Source organism: Micromonospora parathelypteridis, assembly GCF_014201145.1.
GTDB classification, from domain to species: domain Bacteria; phylum Actinomycetota; class Actinomycetes; order Mycobacteriales; family Micromonosporaceae; genus Micromonospora; species Micromonospora parathelypteridis.
Window position 1 is genome coordinate 1,551,461 of record NZ_JACHDP010000001.1, and the last position, 17,094, is coordinate 1,568,554.

18 protein-coding genes are annotated in these 17,094 nt (G+C 67.9%); 11 read left to right on the top strand and 7 right to left on the bottom strand.

The window, feature by feature from the left end:
* Nucleotides 1-33 precede the first annotated feature (33 nt).
* A complete protein-coding gene (locus HNR20_RS06495; RefSeq protein ID WP_184177321.1) occupies nt 34-624 on the top strand; it encodes a TetR/AcrR family transcriptional regulator in 591 nt (196 codons plus the stop codon).
* Nucleotides 625-676: 52 nt separating this feature from the next.
* On the opposite strand, the gene HNR20_RS06500 is transcribed toward HNR20_RS06495, so the two are convergent.
* The 3 genes from HNR20_RS06500 to HNR20_RS06510 all read right to left on the bottom strand — a co-directional run bounded on the left by HNR20_RS06500 (nt 677) and on the right by HNR20_RS06510 (nt 1,948).
* Nucleotides 677-1,225 (bottom strand): hypothetical protein, encoded by a 549-nt coding sequence (locus HNR20_RS06500; RefSeq protein ID WP_184177323.1) that lies wholly within the window; start codon nt 1,223-1,225, stop codon nt 677-679.
* Between the two features lie 81 nt (nt 1,226-1,306).
* The gene (locus HNR20_RS06505) at nt 1,307-1,510 is read right to left on the bottom strand and encodes a hypothetical protein (RefSeq protein ID WP_184189382.1); all 204 of its coding nucleotides are present in this window, start codon (nt 1,508-1,510) and stop codon (nt 1,307-1,309) included.
* A gap of 135 nt (nt 1,511-1,645) precedes the next feature.
* Nucleotides 1,646-1,948: a hypothetical protein gene (locus tag HNR20_RS06510; protein ID WP_184177326.1), complete on the bottom strand. Its 303-nt coding sequence runs from the start codon at nt 1,946-1,948 to the stop codon at nt 1,646-1,648.
* A gap of 206 nt (nt 1,949-2,154) precedes the next feature.
* On the opposite strand from HNR20_RS06510, the gene HNR20_RS06515 reads away from it, so the two are divergent.
* Complete coding sequence (locus HNR20_RS06515) at nt 2,155-2,541, top strand: hypothetical protein (protein WP_184177328.1); 387 nt, start codon at nt 2,155-2,157, stop codon at nt 2,539-2,541.
* Here HNR20_RS06515 and HNR20_RS06520 read toward each other — a convergent pair.
* Entirely contained in the window at nt 2,503-3,483 is a 981-nt protein-coding gene (locus tag HNR20_RS06520) for a TetR/AcrR family transcriptional regulator C-terminal domain-containing protein (RefSeq protein ID WP_184177330.1), read from the bottom strand. The two genes, HNR20_RS06515 and HNR20_RS06520, sit on opposite strands and share 39 nt — an antisense overlap.
* A gap of 244 nt (nt 3,484-3,727) precedes the next feature.
* On the opposite strand from HNR20_RS06520, the gene HNR20_RS06525 reads away from it, so the two are divergent.
* From HNR20_RS06525 to HNR20_RS06540, 4 genes are all read left to right on the top strand, one after another.
* Complete coding sequence (locus HNR20_RS06525; RefSeq protein WP_184177332.1) at nt 3,728-4,933, top strand: FAD-dependent monooxygenase; 1,206 nt, start codon at nt 3,728-3,730, stop codon at nt 4,931-4,933.
* Between the two features lie 112 nt (nt 4,934-5,045).
* Complete coding sequence (locus HNR20_RS06530; protein WP_184177334.1) at nt 5,046-5,975, top strand: expansin EXLX1 family cellulose-binding protein; 930 nt, start codon at nt 5,046-5,048, stop codon at nt 5,973-5,975.
* Nucleotides 5,976-6,386: 411 nt separating this feature from the next.
* A complete protein-coding gene (locus HNR20_RS06535) occupies nt 6,387-7,118 on the top strand; it encodes a hypothetical protein (RefSeq protein WP_184177336.1) in 732 nt (243 codons plus the stop codon).
* 380 nt (nt 7,119-7,498) lie between these two features.
* Complete coding sequence (locus tag HNR20_RS06540; protein ID WP_229687207.1) at nt 7,499-10,141, top strand: TIM-barrel domain-containing protein; 2,643 nt, start codon at nt 7,499-7,501, stop codon at nt 10,139-10,141.
* A gap of 91 nt (nt 10,142-10,232) precedes the next feature.
* On the opposite strand, the gene HNR20_RS32200 is transcribed toward HNR20_RS06540, so the two are convergent.
* Together HNR20_RS32200 and HNR20_RS06550 are read right to left on the bottom strand one after the other, a co-directional pair.
* A complete protein-coding gene (locus HNR20_RS32200) occupies nt 10,233-10,409 on the bottom strand; it encodes a hypothetical protein (RefSeq protein ID WP_229687208.1) in 177 nt (58 codons plus the stop codon).
* A gap of 95 nt (nt 10,410-10,504) precedes the next feature.
* Nucleotides 10,505-10,780 (bottom strand): hypothetical protein, encoded by a 276-nt coding sequence (locus tag HNR20_RS06550; protein WP_184188081.1) that lies wholly within the window; start codon nt 10,778-10,780, stop codon nt 10,505-10,507.
* A gap of 418 nt (nt 10,781-11,198) precedes the next feature.
* Here HNR20_RS06550 and HNR20_RS06555 point away from each other — a divergent pair, with 418 nt between their 5' ends.
* The 5 genes from HNR20_RS06555 to HNR20_RS06575 all read left to right on the top strand — a co-directional run bounded on the left by HNR20_RS06555 (nt 11,199) and on the right by HNR20_RS06575 (nt 15,875).
* Nucleotides 11,199-12,005: a helix-turn-helix domain-containing protein gene (locus HNR20_RS06555; RefSeq protein WP_184177342.1), complete on the top strand. Its 807-nt coding sequence runs from the start codon at nt 11,199-11,201 to the stop codon at nt 12,003-12,005.
* Nucleotides 11,992-12,183 (top strand): DUF397 domain-containing protein, encoded by a 192-nt coding sequence (locus tag HNR20_RS06560; RefSeq protein ID WP_184177344.1) that lies wholly within the window; start codon nt 11,992-11,994, stop codon nt 12,181-12,183. Before HNR20_RS06555 ends, HNR20_RS06560 begins: the two co-directional genes overlap by 14 nt.
* A 120-nt stretch (nt 12,184-12,303) precedes the next feature.
* Complete coding sequence (locus HNR20_RS06565; protein WP_184177346.1) at nt 12,304-12,495, top strand: DUF397 domain-containing protein; 192 nt, start codon at nt 12,304-12,306, stop codon at nt 12,493-12,495.
* Between the two features lie 549 nt (nt 12,496-13,044).
* Complete coding sequence (locus tag HNR20_RS06570) at nt 13,045-13,377, top strand: glyoxalase superfamily protein (RefSeq protein WP_184177348.1); 333 nt, start codon at nt 13,045-13,047, stop codon at nt 13,375-13,377.
* Between the two features lie 158 nt (nt 13,378-13,535).
* Entirely contained in the window at nt 13,536-15,875 is a 2,340-nt protein-coding gene (locus HNR20_RS06575) for a tetratricopeptide repeat protein (RefSeq protein ID WP_221309726.1), read from the top strand.
* 198 nt (nt 15,876-16,073) lie between these two features.
* Here the strand turns inward: HNR20_RS06575 and HNR20_RS31895 are convergent, their stop codons facing one another.
* A complete protein-coding gene (locus HNR20_RS31895; protein WP_221309727.1) occupies nt 16,074-16,979 on the bottom strand; it encodes an HNH endonuclease signature motif containing protein in 906 nt (301 codons plus the stop codon).
* Nucleotides 16,980-17,094: the final 115 nt, after the last annotated feature.

A 17,094-nucleotide genomic window follows, 5' to 3' on the forward strand; every position in this document is an offset into this window, starting at 1 on the left:
CGGTTCGTCTCGTTGGTGGTAGGGTGCTCGTTCATGACGCCCAACACGGCACGCCGGCGAGAGACCTCCCGACGCGCCATCCTCACCGCGGCCTTCGAGCTACTGCAGGAGATCGGGTACGCGAAGGTCAGCATCGAGGGCATCGCCGCGCGCGCCGGAGTCGGCAAGCAGACCATCTACCGCTGGTGGCCGTCGAAGGGCGCGGTCATCTTCGACGCTTTCCTCATGCTCAGCGAGGGCACCGAGGGTGAGCCGCCGACGTTGCCGGACACCGGTGACCTGGCGGCGGACCTGACCCTGGTGCTTCGCGCCACGGTCGAGGAGATGAACGATCCCCGCTACGAGCAACCGATGCGCGCGCTGGCCACCGAGATAGCGCTCGACCCCGAGTTGGCCGCGGCCTACGCCGAACGGTTGGACGGGCCGCTGAAGGAGGCCAAGCGGCAGCGCCTGCGCAGCGCCCAGCAGGCGGGGCAACTCGCCGAGGGCATCGACCTCGGCGTGGCGGTGGACATGATCTGGGGGCCGGTCCTCAACCGATGGCTGCAACGCAGCGGTCCGCTCACCGCTGAGTACGCCGACCTCGTCGTCGCCACCGCCCTCGACGGACTGCGCCCCCGCTAATGCCCGCCACTCCCTTCCACACAAGGGAGTCTGGTGTGCCGCGCCCGCGGCCTCACCGGCTGGCCCGCTCGTTGAGCATGCTCAGCGCCGTGGCGAGCGGACCATCCAGGGTCGCGCGATCCAGGTCGGCGCCAACTTCGTCGGCGACCACGGCGAGCGCCGCGACGATCCTGGAGTGCTCCGGCAGGAGGGCCGCGACCCGTGGCCGTAGCGGTCCGTCGACGTAGACGGCCTCACCAGGCTCGAACAGCTGGACCTTCCGCCCGTCGACCACCTCACGAACGACGACCATCCCGTCACCACTCTTGGTGACCTGCAACAGTCGCGTGCCCTGCGCCAGGCGTGTGATCGCCGGTTCCCGGTTCGCGATCGGCGCCCGGTCCTCGAAGCAGAAAACCCCTTGGCCGTACGTCCCGAAGCGGAGCAACGCGCCGGGCTTGCTGATCGGATGGGCCTCTTCGGCCTCGATCAGCGTCAGCACGGTCAGGGAGTCAGCGCCGACCGCTGCCGCGACCGTGCCCGGATCACGATCCTGGACGAAAGTGAAGCAGAAGCCCGGAAAGCGCTCCTGCCCCGCCCAGGCCCACCGTTCGATGTCCACTGTGGCAATGCCTCCTCAGGGCCGAGCGACACAGCGACCGCCCAGCACAATCCCTCCACCACAGGACTGGATGGTAGGTGACTACTGGTCGTCGCCCTCGTCGTCCCGCATCAGGCGGTCGAGATCCTCTGGGCGCAACCGCTTGACCTGGGTCTCCAACTTGCGGCTGTAATTGCGATCGTTGGGATCCATCCCGTTGCGGGACCGAGAGCTGCGGCCGTACTGCTTGAGGAAGCCGCCAAGCTCTCGACGTATTCGTTCCTGCCGGCCCGACATGAATCGCACCCTAGGCCCGTAGGCCGAGTCTCGCCGCCGGATATCCCCGGGGGCGACAACCAAGACGGGGGCAGCCGGCACGGCGCGCACGTGGTCCGCCGGCGTGGCACCGTGTACGAACTCTGCGATCGCTTCCGCTGGCGTTCAGGTTGCCTGTGGCCAACCGTCGGGTCGCCTATGTCCGCAGTTCAGGACGTCGCCCGACGCGCCGTCGACGACCTGCACCTCGTACGGGTCCCCCGCGTTGGCCCAGACGATCACGTGTCCAGCCATCACGCTGATCGAGAACTCCGGATCGACAGTGCCGCCGACCACGACGAAGGTTTCCTCCGGCTGCATCCAGAAGTCCTCGCCGAACGGCTCCACGAAGAGACACACCACCTGGTCCCCAACATTCTTGACAGGCAGTCTCCGTCTCTCGCCGACCTGGGGCTCTGATTCGTCCACGGCACGGACCGTAATACCCCACAGCCATTTCGTTGTAGGGCGTGCTCTTCTCCCGTATCAGACACCCTGAGCGTCCGGACCTCAGCCTCTGACCGAGTGACGACCTGTACACGATGACCGATCGTGCGAACGCTGGCCGTGGGTGACACTGAGGCGTGCGGAGATCTCTGGGCGACGGCTGGTGGATCGAGCTTCCGTCTGCTTGGGTGCGGGAGCGTGCCAAAGATGGCGTCACCACCTGGCGCGCACCTGGCCGCTCGTTGCGGGTGGTGTCGGGAAGCCCGTGGCGTTGCGCCGATGGGGCAGACATCATCGCCTCGCTCGATGCCGACCTGCCGCCGAACCCGACAGCCAAGGTTGGTGAGAGTGGCCGGGACGGCATTGGTCATCGTGCCGCGTGGCTCTACCGCCAAGACGGCGATGTCCAGTTCAGCCTCTACGGCTACACCTTCGTCGACGCGACGTACCTGGAAACGGTTTTTACCGGCGCCGACACGGCGGACCTCGGTTGGGCCTTCGACGCGTGGCGCTCGGTGACGATCCTCCGTGAGCGATCAGCCGAGGTGTCCGCCGAGTCGCGAGGACCGCGCTGAGCCCTCCGACAGATACCCCGCCAGCCCGTCCAGCAGACGAGACAGTCCGAACTCGAAGAGCCGGTCCAGGTCGAAGTCGAAGTCGTTGCGCAGGGCCATCCGCAGCAGTGGCGAACCGGCGGCGGCCAGTTCCGCCAGCCGCGCCTCCTGGAAATTCATCCACTCGTCGTTGGTCAGGCCGGTTTCGCGCTGCGCCTCGATCTCCGGCTCGATCGCCGTCGCCAACCCCCGCCCGAAGCTGAAGAGCGTGAGGTGCACGTAGAGCTGGGTCTCCGAGTCGAGGCCGAGTCCGTCCAGTGCGTGCAGCACCCCGTCAGTGATTCCCACGGCGTTCGGGGCGAGTTGGGGTCGGGTGATCGACATGGCCGGGGCCAGCCAGGGGTGGCGGCGAAAGAAGCGCCACTCCAGCCGGGCGATCGCCGCCAGATCGGCCCGCAAGCCCTCCGTGCTCGGCGGTGGCACCTCCTCCTCGCCCAACACCGCGTCGATCATGTGCAGCACCAGCTCGTCCTTGCCCGCCACGTACCGGTACAGCGACATCGTGGCGACGCCGAGCTCGGTGGCGACACGGCGCATGGAGAGCTCGGCCATGCCGTCCGCGTCGGCGACGGCGATCGCGACGGAGACGATGCGCTCCCGGCTCAGCTCGCCCTCGCCGCCTGGCCGTGCCGCACTACTGAGCCGTCGGGTGCGCTCGGCCGCCGGGACACGCGCGGGCTCCGGGGCGCTGGCCACGACGGTTCCGACGCCGGGGCGCGCCTCGGTCAGTCCCTGTTGTCGCAGCGCGGCGTGCACCTTCGTGGCGGTGGCGATGGCGACGCCCCACTCCTGGCTGATCCGGCGGGCGGAGGGCACCTGGTCGCCGGGGCGCAGCTCGCCGGCGACGATACGGCGACGGATGTCCTCGACGATGCGCAGGTACGGCGCCTCTGGTCGACTCACGCCATCACCCCGGCCACGTCTGACCGCCCCCGCGAGCCAACCCGGCGTACTAGTACGCCGCTGTCGGGTATTTCACGGCTGCGGCGCGGCAGCCGACCGGCGCGCAGGTGGACCGTACTAGCAGCAGTACTAGTACGGCACTGCCGGCTAAATGCCTGGCCAGCGCAGGTATTGCCTCGTGCCGAACGCCCTGCATAGCCTGTACGCCACATGATGTACACCGTACACGAACGGGGTTTGATCCATGGCCAACGAAACCGTCCTCATCTCCGGCGCCAGCATCGCCGGGCCGGCGCTGGCGTACTGGCTACGCCGGCACGGCTTCATTCCGACCGTCGTGGAGATCGCCCCGGGCCTGCGTCCCGGCGGTCAGGCCGTCGACCTGCGCGGCGCCGGCCGCGAGGTGGTCGAGCGGATGGGGCTGATTCCCCGGGTACGCGAGGACCGGGTCGACGAACGCGGTGTCGCCAACGTCGACGCGGACGGCCGCTGGGTGGCCCAGATGTCCGCCGACCTCTTCGGCGGCGAGGGCATCGTGGCCGAGATCGAGATCATGCGGGGCGATCTGACCCGGATCCTCCACGACGCCACCGCGGGCGAGGTCGAGTACCTCTTCAACGACCGGATCACCGAACTCGACCAGGGCGACACGGGGGTGCGGGTCCGCTTCGCCAGCGGCACGGTGCGCACGTTCGACCTGGTGGTCGGCGCGGACGGGGTGCACTCGGGCGTACGCCGGCTCGCCTTCGGACCCGAGAGCGAGTACGTGAAGCCGCTCGGCGGGTACACCGCGTACTTCACCGTGCCGGACCCGGGCGACCTCAACGACTGGTTCCTCATGTACAACGCGCCTGGTGGGCGGGTTGCGGGGATCCGCCCCGAGCGGGGCGGCACCGCGAAGGCCATGCTGAGCTTCACCTCCCCACCGCTGGAGTACGACCGGCGCGACGTACGCCAGCAGCAGCGCCTGCTCACCGATGCCTTCGCCGGGGTGGGTTGGCGGGTGCCGGCACTGCTGGACGCGCTGCCGGACGCGCCGGACTTCTTCTTCGACAGCATCTGTCAGGTGCACGTGCCGAACTGGTCGCGGGGACGGGTGACGCTGCTCGGCGACGCCGGGTACTGCGGCTCGCCTCTGACCGGCATGGGCACCAGCATGGCGCTGGTCGGGGCGTACGTGCTCGCCGGCGAGCTGGCCTCGGCCGTCGACGACCACGGGCGGGCGTTCGCGCGCTACCAGGAGGTCATGCGCGACTACGTCCACCAGTGCCAGGAGCTGCCGCCCGGCGGGATCAGCGGCTTCGCACCTCAGAGCCGGCTCATGATCTGGGCGCGGAACCAGTCGATGCGGATGATGGGGCACTGGCCGATGCGCGACATCCTCGCCCGGCAGTTCCAGAAGGCGGACGCCATCACACTGCCCGACTACGCCACGGCCTCGGCCTCCTAGCCCCACGGCGCGGCGCACGCTTGCAACGGACTGCGCCCCCGCCGATCCGGCGAGTGACGGTCCGCTCGACGGCTTTGCGCTGCCGCCGCCTGGTGCGGCAACATCAGGCGCCGTGACGGCACCAGGCACGGACGCCGGGAACGACACCCCGGCCAGCGACAACGGTACGCCCCGGTCGAGTCGGCGGGTCAGACACTGGTTGGCCGGTGCCGGGGTCGCCGTCCTGGCCGCCGTCCTTGGCATCACCCTCGCCGTACGCGGCGGCGCCACCCCGGCCTGTGCCGCGCCACCGACGGGAAGCACCGTCCACAAGGGAACCGCCAGCTACTACGACGCGGGCCGTTCCGGCGGCACCTGCTCCTTCCCGAGCCCGCCGGCGGACCGCCTCTACGTGGCCCTCGGCGCATCCGAGTACTCCCGGGCGGCCGCCTGCGGCAGTTACCTGGACGTGAGCGGCCCGAAGGGCAGAGTCCGGGTCATGGTCATGGACCAGTGCGCCGGGTGCGGACGCGGCAAGATCGACCTCTCCGACGAGGCGTTCGCCAAGATTGCCGACCGGGCGCAGGGCATCGTGCCCGTGACGTACCGGGCGGTGGTGAACCCTCCGCTCGACGGAGGGCTCACCTTCCGGATGAAGCGCGGCGCCTCGCAGTACTGGTTCGCGGTGCAGGTCGGCAACCACGGCAACCCGCTCCGCTCGGTCGAGGCGAAGGGGCCAAGCGGCGGCTTCCGCAAGGCGGCCCGCCAGATCGACAACTACTGGACCGTCGAGGGTGGCCTCGGCCCCGGGCCCTACAGCGTCAAGGTCACCGACGTGTACGGGCGCCAGGCAACCGCCACCATCCGGATGGTCGCGAAGCAGGTCCAACGCAGCACGGCCACCCTCGCCGGACCCGACGCCACCCGTACGCCGAGCAGTTCGCCTTCGGCTCAGCCGACCCCCACCGTCACGCCCTCGCCGACCCCGGCGGAGTCGAGCGCGCCGGCGGCGACCGTCGAAGCCCTCGCCGGCGCCGCCCCGCTCGACGGTTCCCACTGCTGACCACAACGCTGACAGCTATCGGGGCCGAGAAGTGCCACCCTGAACCGCAAGGGTCAGGGCCAACGTCGCGTCCACGACGGTGAGTGATGCCATCGCGATCGCTCCCGTTCGGGCCCGGCGATTACCGCGGTTGGCCTCCGCTGCGTAGCAACCGGCCAACGCGAGATTCAGGGCAGCCCGCGCCGCCATCCACGGCCAACGGGGACGTCCGCACAGAACGCCGGAACCGACGACGAGATCAGTCAGCCCGACCGTTCGGGCAAGCACGGGGCGGTTGCCCAGCCCGAGAGCTGCCGCGCTGCGTCGTGGCATGGCCGTCAGCACCACACCGAAGCCAAGGGTCACGAGACCGACCGCGTTCGCCAGCTCGTCCGTGCGCCGTCGAGTCATGGACCAGATTAAACTCCCCCGGTGGTCGATGTCCTGAGGCTGGAGCCGCTGCTGTTTCCCGCCGAGTTCACCTGCCACCGTATGCGGGTCCTCGTCAACGGCCTGGACGTCGTGGCGGCGGTGTATCCGCCCGACGGCTTCCATGGCAAACCGGTAGCGGGATTCGCGCCTTCGTCGTTGCTCGGGCCGGATGGACTCGTTGTCGCCCCGGCAGCACGAGAGATCGCAGTAGGCGGATCGGACACGAGCGAGGACCAACTAACGGTCCGCGTTTCCCAGTCCGGCTCTGAAGTGATGTGGGACTGCTGGCGCCTGATAGTCATCGACAGGGTGCACATGGAAGGACCAGAGATCGGGCTGGGCATCTTCCGGTTCGACTCACACGCATACGCCGAGGAGATAGCCCAGGCGACGGGGCGGGCTACCCGAACGTGGCCGGCGCGGTTGGTTGCCGAGGCCCTTGAGGCCAGCTTGTGGCGTGAGGGGTGGGACCAGGACGGCGGAGCTTGGGTACGCCGCTACGTAGCGATCCGCGCGCCCGAGGATCGTCCCGACGTGGTGGAGATCCGCTACTACGCCCGCGACCTGAGCGGGCTGCGTTATGCCCTACCGGGCAGCTACGTCGTGACCTTCCCGGTCGACGATACTGATCCGGCCGTTCAGGCCCAGGCCATCGCACACCGACTAGGCCACGAGGACCTGAAACCGCTATCGGTCCACCACCCTCATCAACGACGCCGCGGACCGGCCTGATCCGCCGTCCACGGAGCGCTTCGTGTGGAAACCGTGGCGCAGCGGCAGCGGTGGCGTCCGGGCGACCGTCTCCTCGCCTCCCGGTGCTGCGGCACCCTGCCGGGCGAGCACGACCGCTGCCGAAAGAGAGAAGGGACACTCCCGGAGGCCCGTTGACATGTGTTTCGGTGCAGTGACAGCGTTGTCATCGACTCATTTCTTCCATATGAGACGAGGAGCGCATCTTGCTCTATCGGGATTCACGCCGCCGCAGCGCGACAGCAGCCGCCGCAGCCGGCATTCTCATCACGGGGCTGATCCTCGCTCCGTCCGCGCCGGCCCAGGCAAACAAGCACAAGGCGCAAGACGGAGCCGTTCGGTCGGGCGACGCACGTTTCGAGGTGCTGTCCCCGACCCTGATCCGCACCGAGTACCAGAAGGACGGCAAGTTCACCGACGCCGCCACCTTCAACGCCATCGGGCGCGATGACTTCTCCCGTACGCGCTTCACCAAGCACGTCGAGCACGGCTGGCTCACCATCGAGACCGATGCGATGACGTTGCGTTACCGGGTCGGCTCGGGCACGTTCACCGCCGACAACCTCACCGTGCAGCTCAAGACCGGCAAGCAGGTCGTGCAGGGCCAGCCCTGGGCCGGCCACACGGCTCCGGACTGCGCGTTCGGCGCGCTCTGCGAGGCCGAATCGCTGCAGTTGAACGGTCCCGGTGTGGCCACCGACCACCGGGGATTCACCGGACGCGGCTTCGCGGCCGGTTTCGCCTCGTCCGGCGACTCGGTCACGTTCGCGCTCGATGCTCCAGCAGCCGGCACGAAGCAGCTCACCGTCCGCTACGCCAACAGCGCCGGCGGCGACGGCCAGACCGTGGACCGCACCCTGACGGTTCAGGTCGACGGCGACGCCGGCCACACGCTGACGCTGCCGCCCACCGCGAACTGGGACACCTGGGGCACGGCCAACGTGCCGGTCGACCTCACCGCGGGCCGGCACGAGATCAGCGTCGTGCGCGGTCCCAACGACTCCGGCAACGTGAACGTCGACAGCCTCGCGGTGGTCAACCCGGGTGACTCGTTCCCGGAGCCGGCCACGCCCCAGCCGCAGCCCCTGCGGTTCGGCACGCTGGGAGAGGCCGAGACCGGCGCGCTGACCGGCGGTGCGAAGCCCGCGAACGACCACAACGGCGCTTCCGGTACGGGATTCCTGGCCGGCCTGGAAAGCACCACGTCCAGTGACGCGCTCACCGTGACGGATGTTCCGTCCACGGGTCGCTACCAGGTGCAGATCCGCTACGCCAACGGCCAGGCCGGCTCCCAGCCGAGCCAGGCGCGCACCATGTCGGTCAGGGCGGGTACGGCGGCGCCGGTCACGGCGACCCTTCCGCCGACCAGCGGGTGGGACTACTGGAACACCGTTGCCGTCCCGGTCCACCTCAACCGCGGCACCAACACCGTGACGCTGGGTTGTCCCACCGATGCCAGCTGCAACGTCAATGTGGACACGGTCGCCGTCACCAGCGCGGCCTCCCCGCTGCTCGCCCCGCACGCGCCGCTCGGCGGCTACCGCCGGGGTCTGGACGGCGTGTCCGGTGCCGCACTCACCGCTCCGGGCCTGCTCTACCAGGACGGCTGGTACCTGCTCGACGACTCGGCCTCGGCCCTGAGCAACACCAAGCCCCGGCCCGCCGCGGAGCAGGACGGCTACGTCTTCGCGTACGGGCAGGACTTCAACCGTGGCCTGAAGGACCTGTCGACCCTGACCGGACCCACGAAGCTGCTGCCGAAGTGGGCATACGGGGTGTGGTACTCCGAGTACTACGACCGCACCGCGACCGAATTCCAGGACCTCGTCGCCCGGGCCAAGGCCGAGGGCGTGCCGCTGGACACGCTTGTCCTCGACACCGACATCAAGGCGCCGGACAAGTGGAACGGCTGGAGCATCGACCCCACCCGGATCCCCGACCCGAAGGCGTTCTTCGACTGGGCCAAGAAGCAGGGCCTGCACACCGGCATCAACATCCACCCGAGCATCCTCGGCTCGGACCCGAAGTTCGCGAAGGCGCAGGCCACCGCGAAGGGCAAGCTGCAGCGCGTCGGCTGCAACGGCGGTGCCGACTGCTACGCGTTCGACTTCGGCGACCCGGACCAGCTCAAGGCGTACATGCAGCTCCACGACGAGATGCTGCCGAAGGGCAGCAAGGGCCCGGACCTCTGGTGGTTGGACTGGTGCTGCGACAACACGAAGTCCTCCCTCGCCGGGGTGACCGGGGACGCGTGGATCAACCAGCAGTACGCCGACAAGACCGGTTTCGCGTTCTCCCGGGCGTACGGCTCGTTGCAGGCGGGCGGCTACAGCAGCCCGACCCCGGTGTCGACCGGACCGTGGGCTGACAAGCGCACCACGCTGCACTTCACCGGTGACACCACCTCCAACTGGCAGACGCTGCAGATGGAGGTCGGCTACACGCCGGGCGAGTCGGCCGCGACCGGGCTGGCCGCGGTCAGCCACGACATCGGCGGGCACACGGGCGGCCTGCAGGAGCCGGGCACCGAACCGGGCAGCACGAAGCTGCCCGACGACCTCTACGCCCGGTGGGTTCAGTTCGGTACGTTCCAGCCGATCGACCGGCTGCACTCCAACCACAGCGACCGGCTGCCCTGGCAGTACGGCCCGGAGGCGAACGCGTCGGCCAAGAAGTTCCTCAACCTGCGGAAGGAGCTGCAGCCGTACACCTACGCCGCAGCCCAGGAGGCCACCCGCACGGGTACGCCCATCGTCCGCTCGATGTACCTGGCCTACCCGAATGAGCAGGCCGCGTACGCCACCGCCGGTTCCGAGTACCTCTACGGCCCGGACTACCTGGTGGCACCGGTGACGACGCCGGGCAACACCGCCACGACGTCGGTGTGGTTCCCGCCGGGCAACAGCTGGACCGACATCTTCACCGGGAAGACGTACCGGGGCGGCACCACGCAGAACATCACCACCACGCTGGACACCATGCCGGTGTTCAAGAAGAAGCACTGACGGTCGCCAGCCTTGCGGGGCTAGCTTCCTGAGATCCAGACACCGGCCGGGTGGGGCAACCCACCCGGCCGGTTCGCTCGCTGGACCCGACTCAGAGTCGACGTGACCGGCGAGGGCGGCGGGCCAGCGACAACCACCCGAGGAACCTGGCGTGCATCGCGCGCAGGTCCGGGCGCAGCCCCAGCCCGTACACGTCGTCGATCGCCTCCTGCATCGACGCGGCCAGGTAGAACGCCAGCGCGATCGAATGACCGTAGAACTCGGCCACGAGGTGAAGCTGAGCCGGGCCACACGGCCAGGGGGCAGCGCAGTTGCGGCACAGCCACGCCGGACGCATCGGCAGGTGCGGGCGAGGGCGGGCGGTCATCCCACCCTCACCGGACCTCGGCGGACGCGTCGGCGTCTGGCGGGCGTCGTCAGCACGGCAGGCAGGGCTTGCAACCGCACGCCCGCCCGCATCACGTACAACTCGCGTCGCGCCACCGCGTCGCCCGCCGCGTTCAGCTCGTACCCCTCGATCCACACCCACCCGTCGTACGTGTGCCGCTCCGGCAACTCGCGGATGACACGCACGAAGATCGGGCGCAGGAACTGCACGCTCGCGGCAGTGGCCAGGTAGACCACGTCGCCGGCCTTCATCGTCCCGATCACCGCAACCCCCAGGGGTACGCGGAAGCGCGGCTCGCGCCCGAACGCCGGTAGGACGAAGACCCCGCCCCGAGCGGCCACGGCTCGTAGACGGCGATCGGAGCATCCGGGTTCGCGGGCCGCGGGCTTGCCGGCTTGGGCTCGGGCTTGTCGGGCTTGTCGTCGGGCACGGTCTCCCCTGCACCGTTGGGAAGGGGCCGCTCCCGTGAGTGCTCGCCCGACGGGAGCGGCCCCGCTGCGAACACGACCGCCGGGTCTCGTGGTCCCTGCCAGCCGCGCCGCCTGGTGACACTCTGCTGTGGAGACGACTACGCTCGGAAGGCGCTTACGGCGTCCGGGCTGAGCTGGCGGAACAGGCTCCAGGCCTGTGGTGCCCCGGGTAGTCGATCTCCGACTTGAGGAGCGTTGCGTGGCTGATGTGCCGAGTCCCCTCGCGGACTTCATCGTGAGCGAGATCCGCCGCGCTCGCGGAGCATCCGGGATGACGCAAGAGGCGTTCGGCCGGGCAGCGGGCTTCAGCGCTTCGCATGTCAGCGCCGTGGAGAGCAGCACCCGTGCACTGACGATGGACTTCATCCGCGGAGCGGACCGCGCCTTCAGTAACGACGGGCTGTTCGGACGCCTGGTGGTGAAACTCGGCGCACCGTCATGGTTTCTGCCGTGGCTGGACGCCGAGCGCGGCGCGCGACAGCTTCGGCTCTTCGAACCACTACTGATTCCGGGCCTACTCCAGACCGAGAACTACGCCCGCGTGGTGATGCGCTTGAACGACCTCATGTCGGCAACGGAGGTAGACCAGCAGGTGAGCGCCCGCATGAGCCGGCACAAGATCCTCACCGGTGACACACCCCCGCAGGTGGTGGCTGTGCTGGATGAGTCCACGCTTCGCCGCGCCAGCGACGAGCATGCGGGCATCATGGCCGAGCAGATCGCCCACCTCATCGCCGTGGCTGAGTTGCCCCACGTTCACGTGCACGTGATTCCGGCAGATGCCGGTCTCCACATCGGGCTGTCCGGGCCGTTCGCGCTGGCGCGAGCCGGCGACGGAGCCTGGGTTGGGCACCTCGAAAATCAGCTAGGCGGGATCGTGGTCGATAACGAAGATGAACTACATACTCTTCAGACGAGGTGGGAGAACGTTCGAAACGAAGCGCTCCCGCGCCGGCAGTCCAACGAGCTGATGAAGGAAGTGCACAGCGATCATGGACCTCACTAACGCCACCTGGCGCAAGTCCCGGCGCAGCGGTTCGTCGGGGGGCAACTGCGTCGAGGTCGCCGACAACCTGCCCGGCGTCATCGGCGTCCGGGACAGCAAGGACCCTTCCGGCCCGGCCCTGGCCTTCGGTCCAGCGGCCTGGCGGGCGTTCGTCGCCCAGCTTGCCGAGCGGCCGTAACCAGCGCTAGGCGCGCGAAGGGCTTCGCGCCGGATAAAACGCTGCAATCGACCTCGTCCCAGATCACCGCGCCACCGCGCCGGCAGTCCATCGACCCGCTGAAGGAAGTTGAGAGCCATCATGGACCTCAGTAACGCCCGGTGGCGCAAGTCCACCCGCAGCGGCGCGAGCGGCGGGAACTGCGTCGAGGTGGCAACCGACCTGCCCGGTGTTGTGGCCGTCCGTGACTCGAAGGACGTCGCCAGACCGGCATTGACCTTCTCCCCCGCTGCTTGGTCCGCGTTCGTCGCCCAGGTCATCGAGCGGCCGTAATCGGCGCAGCAGACCGCAACGACGCACCGCCGAAGCCTTAGCAAGGTGAGGATGCTTGCCTGGTTGGCTAACGCTCCCCGAGGTAACGGCGGGCAAGTCGCCTGATCATGGACTCACCGACGGCGGATGGCCGTTTGGAAGGGTCCCTTCTACCTGCACTGGAGCTGCCGCAGACGTCACCTGCGCTTCCCAGCCCTCATTCCGAAGAGTGGCGGCGAGCTGAAGCCACGACGCCGAATGCTGCTGGTGCCACCGTCGTCGAGCCTCATCCATGACGTCATGGTCTTGGACCCCATCCCTGGCTCCGCAACAGGGCTACCAGGTGGGTGACTAACTGAGTGACGATCGGTGCGGACACCGGTGGACCAACACTGACGAGGGCGGACCGCGCTTCCAGGTCAAGGGCCACAGTGCAGCTCACGTGGCGGTGCTGGTTGCTCGGGGTCAAGGAGTCGTCCCCGCTCGTACCTGGCGGTTGCGACGCGGCGCCGAGGGCACTTCGGATCAACGGAGGCTTTCTCATCGCAACTGGGGTGCCAGACTGCCTGGATGACCGAACGCCTCGCGCCTGTCCTGCGGACCACGGACGCGGATGCCGCCGCGACTTGGTACGCCCGCCTTGGTTTCTTGCGGCAGTGGGAGCACCGGTTCGCCCCTGACTTGCCGCTCTACGTGAGCATCGTCCGGGGCGGCGTTGAGATCCATCTGTCGGAGCACACCGGGGATGCCCGGCCGGGGACACTGTTGTACCTGTACGTCGACGACATCGATGCCGCAGCGGCAGCCTGCGGCGTGGGCACCGTCGGGCAGAAGGACTGGGGACGCGAATTTGAGGTGGTAGACCCGGACGGCAATCGCCTCCGCATCGGTGCAGCACGATGAGCCGGGGTCGGTGAAGCTGCCGACAAGGGCTGTGGGCAGTCCTGGGCCGCTTGGGCCGTCATCGGGCCGTCAGACGTCGAGCAATACGGGGTCGGGCCTCGGCGATATCTACGTGTGACACTGCTATGCGTCCGGGTCGCGGTTGCCGGAGGTGTTCTATGGGCCGTGGTCATGCGGGCGGGCGGAAGCCGTCGCCTGTGACCGTCGTTGTGATCGCTGCGGCGTTCGCTCTGGTAGGTAACCTCGCGACGAACACGGTGCAGGTGTCGGGGCGTTGGTGGCCGACGGTGGTGTGGACGCTGGCCGGAATGCTGGTGGCGGCCACGCTGGTGGTGGAGTGGGCACGGCATCGGGCCTCCGCCCACGATGAGCACGCGGCGGACGTGCCTGGCCAGTTATCCGTGTTCGGTGCGATTCCGCTTGCGGCGTGGCAGTTTCAGGACCGGCCGGACGAGATGGCCATGCTGCGTCGGGCATTGGGTGGACGTGGCCGGGCGGCGCTGGTGGCGCTGCCCGGTGCTCGTGGGGCCGGAAAGACTCAACTGGCCGCGGCGTTCGCCCGCGAGTGTGTCGCGCACGACTACGACCTGGTGGCGTGGGTCAACGCGGAGACAGGGCCGGTGGCCGACCTGGCGTTGCTGGCTCAGCGACTGGGTCTGGGCGGGGCTGACGAGGACCCCGAGGTGCTGGCAGCGGCGCTGCGTGGCTGGCTGGAGCAGTCCGGCCGGGCACGGCGGCTGGTCGTCTTCGACAACGTGGATGATCCCGATACGGTGCGCAAGTTTCTGCCGGCCACCGGCACCGCCAAGGTGATCATTACTACGAACCGGCAGGAGTTCACCAGCATGGCGGGAATCTCCGCGGTGCCGGTGGGAATGTTCACGCCCTCGCAGGGGCAGGCGTTCCTGCAGACGGCGACGGGTCTACCGCGCGGTGCGGATGCGGCCGAGCTCGGTGTGCGTCTGGGCTGGTTGCCGTTGGCCTTGGCGCAGGTCGCTGCCTCCATCAACCGGGACCGGTGGTCGTACCGGCAGTATCTTCAGGCCCTGGAGGGACAAAATCTCGATGAGGTACTACGCCGGCAGGCCGGCGCGGACCATCCGGGGGTCCTGAAGGCAACCCAACTCAGCGTGGCGGGCCTGGACCGCGCCGATCCTATGGGGGACGCTTCGGCGTTACTGAGAGTGCTGTCGGTGCTATCTCCGGACGGGATCAGCCGCAAACTGCTCGCCCGAGCGCTACCTGCTCTTGGGTTGTCCGGTGGTCTAGGACGGGCGCTCGAGGTGCTCACCACCGCGTCGCTGGTCAGCCTCGGTGGCGCGGCAGAGGACGAGCACGGCGACGATGGCGTGGTCATCTCGGTGCACCGCCTGACCGCCCGAGTAATCCGCCACCAGGCCGGCACCGCGCTGATCGAAGCCATCACAACCGCCACGGACGCACTCGACACTCTCACTCAGGACCTACCGATGGACCAAGCCGCCCACCGTAGGACCGAGCTGGACGAACTGGTCGCCCATATCCTCGCCCTACGCGGTCACTCGGTTCGACCTTCGCCCCTGCTCCTCACGCTTTGCCGATGGGCCGCCGAATCGCTACACGATGTCGGGGACGTTGCCCGCGCCGGTTCCCTCCTCCAAGCCACCCGCACCGATAGTGAAGCGGTGCTCGGCCCAGATCACCCCGACACGCTGACGACCCGCCACCACCTTGCCGCCCTGCACGCGTTGACTTTGGACCCGGGCGGTGCCGTACGTGAGTTGGAACAGCTCCTCGTGGACCGGCTGCGGGTACTCGGCCCCGACCATGACGACACCCTGGCCACGCGACACCAACTCGCCTACGCACGCGGTGAAGCCGGCGACCCGGAGGCAGCCGTCACGGCCCTTGATGAGCTGCTCACGGACCTGCTCCGGATCCAGGGGCCCGGGCACCCTGAAACCCTTGGCACTCGTAACGACCTCGCACACTGGCATGGTCGGGCCGGTGACCCGGCCGGTGCGGTTCGGGCTCTTGAGGAATTGCTGGCAGACCAGGTGCGTCTCCTGAACCCAGGTCCCGACCATGCCCGCACCATGTCGATTCAGCTTCACCTCGCCCACTGGCGCGGCATGGCCGGCGACCCGGCTGGAGCGGCCACCGCGTTCGAGGAGTTACTTGTCGACAATCTGCGGGTCCTGGGCCCGGATCATCCCGCCACGCTAGCCACGCGTCGCCACCTCGCCAATTGGCACAGTGAGGCCGGTGACGAGCTCGGCGCCGCGGACGCCCTGGAAAAGCTGTGCGCAGACCACCTACGCGTGCTCGGCCCCGACCACCCCGACACGTTGAACACCCAGAACGACCTCGCCGGCGTCTACCATTCGATCGGTCGCCGCGGCCAGGCGGTCAACCTTTTGGAGACAGTGCTGGCCAACTGCGAGCGTGCGCTCGGCAGGGATCACCATCTAACCGCGACGGTGCGAGGGAATCTGGCGTTCATTCGGGGGCACCCGTAGAAGACCCTGCCACGAGCGTGTCTCCGAGTCCGCTCGATGTTGACATTCGACGACCATCGACACCCGGACAAAGGGCCAGCTCAAAGCCTTGATCGCGGCTCTAGGCTGATGGGCGGCGGACGAGTCGACCTGTACGCCGGATTCTGAAGCAACATATCCTGAGCAGGCATGTCGTTCGCCTGACACCCGCTCAGGGCGTCATGCGCGGAAAGTGTCATCACCTGCAAGGCCCTTCAGCTGCACTCGCTTCTTGGCCACGTTGTAGGCCCACGCGTAGGTCGAAACCTTGCGATCAACTCCGAAATGCTTGCCGGTTGCCTGCTCTAGAACGACATAGAATTCATCAAGCACACGACCCCACGCGAGCCCTTCAAAGTCGCTCTCCACCCAACCGTAAAGGTCAATCAACTCACGCTTCACCTGCTCGAAGAATGTGCCCGGAGGACGGACCGGCTCTGGGCCTGGATCAGGGATCAGCGCAGGCGCCACTTTATGCATAAGCGCAAGGCGCTTGCCCGCCTCCTTTTCGCAGGCATAGTCGATCCAACTCCAGAAGGATTCCGCGTCGATCACATCAGGCGCTTGCCGATGATGTTCCTCACAGAGAGGGGCAAAGTTTCGGACATCATTCGAACCGCCCAAGCCATCCGGCACGGCGTGAGCACGATGGACCGGCGTCGACCAACAGATGATGCAGGCTGCTTCCTCTAACCCGAGGTAGTCGCTGATCATCGACAGTGGCGGCCTTGACCGTCGACCGTCTTGAGCCCGCCCCCTGACTCGCATCTTCAGGTTAAGCAACTCGTCCGGACGTTCGTCTGGGTCTTTGATCTCCAAAACTTCAGGAACATCCTCCCGCTGCCCCTTAGGATTTCGAAACGCCCCGAGCGGCGTGTGAGCCTCCGCAAGATACGGCATCAAAAAGCCCACCAAGAATTCTTTCATAATCTCGTATGCATCTCGGTCGTAACCACCCGCATCGTTTTTGTGACCCTGAACATCCAGGTACAGGTACCGCTTTCTGCGGGGTTCCGTTCGAGCAGCGAATGCCACCGTTTCCACCAAACGCTGCGCGCATCGCTCGAAATTGTCCTCGACGCGCATGTCGTAATAAATCGCTATGCCCTTTTGGCCGCGACTTGGGGAATTCTTCTTCTTTCGGCGAGACCGAGACATACGCGGAGGCTACAAGGCACCCCTGACGGTCTAGCGGCCCACG

What these genes read in the sequence shown, in the direction of transcription:
- HNR20_RS06570 (WP_184177348.1), top strand. Translation starts at nt 13,045, where the DNA reads ATGACCGAACGCCTCGCGCCTGTCCTGCGGACCACGGACGCGGATGCC.
- HNR20_RS31895 (WP_221309727.1), bottom strand. Translation starts at nt 16,979, where the DNA reads ATGCGCGTCGAGGACAATTTCGAGCGATGCGCGCAGCGTTTGGTGGAA.
- HNR20_RS06565 (WP_184177346.1), top strand. Translation starts at nt 12,304, where the DNA reads ATGGACCTCAGTAACGCCCGGTGGCGCAAGTCCACCCGCAGCGGCGCG.
- HNR20_RS06575 (WP_221309726.1), top strand. Translation starts at nt 13,536, where the DNA reads ATGGGCCGTGGTCATGCGGGCGGGCGGAAGCCGTCGCCTGTGACCGTC.
- HNR20_RS06560 (WP_184177344.1), top strand. Translation starts at nt 11,992, where the DNA reads ATGGACCTCACTAACGCCACCTGGCGCAAGTCCCGGCGCAGCGGTTCG.
- HNR20_RS06525 (WP_184177332.1), top strand. Translation starts at nt 3,728, where the DNA reads ATGGCCAACGAAACCGTCCTCATCTCCGGCGCCAGCATCGCCGGGCCG.
- HNR20_RS06550 (WP_184188081.1), bottom strand. Translation starts at nt 10,780, where the DNA reads ATGAAGGCCGGCGACGTGGTCTACCTGGCCACTGCCGCGAGCGTGCAG.
- HNR20_RS06495 (WP_184177321.1), top strand. Translation starts at nt 34, where the DNA reads ATGACGCCCAACACGGCACGCCGGCGAGAGACCTCCCGACGCGCCATC.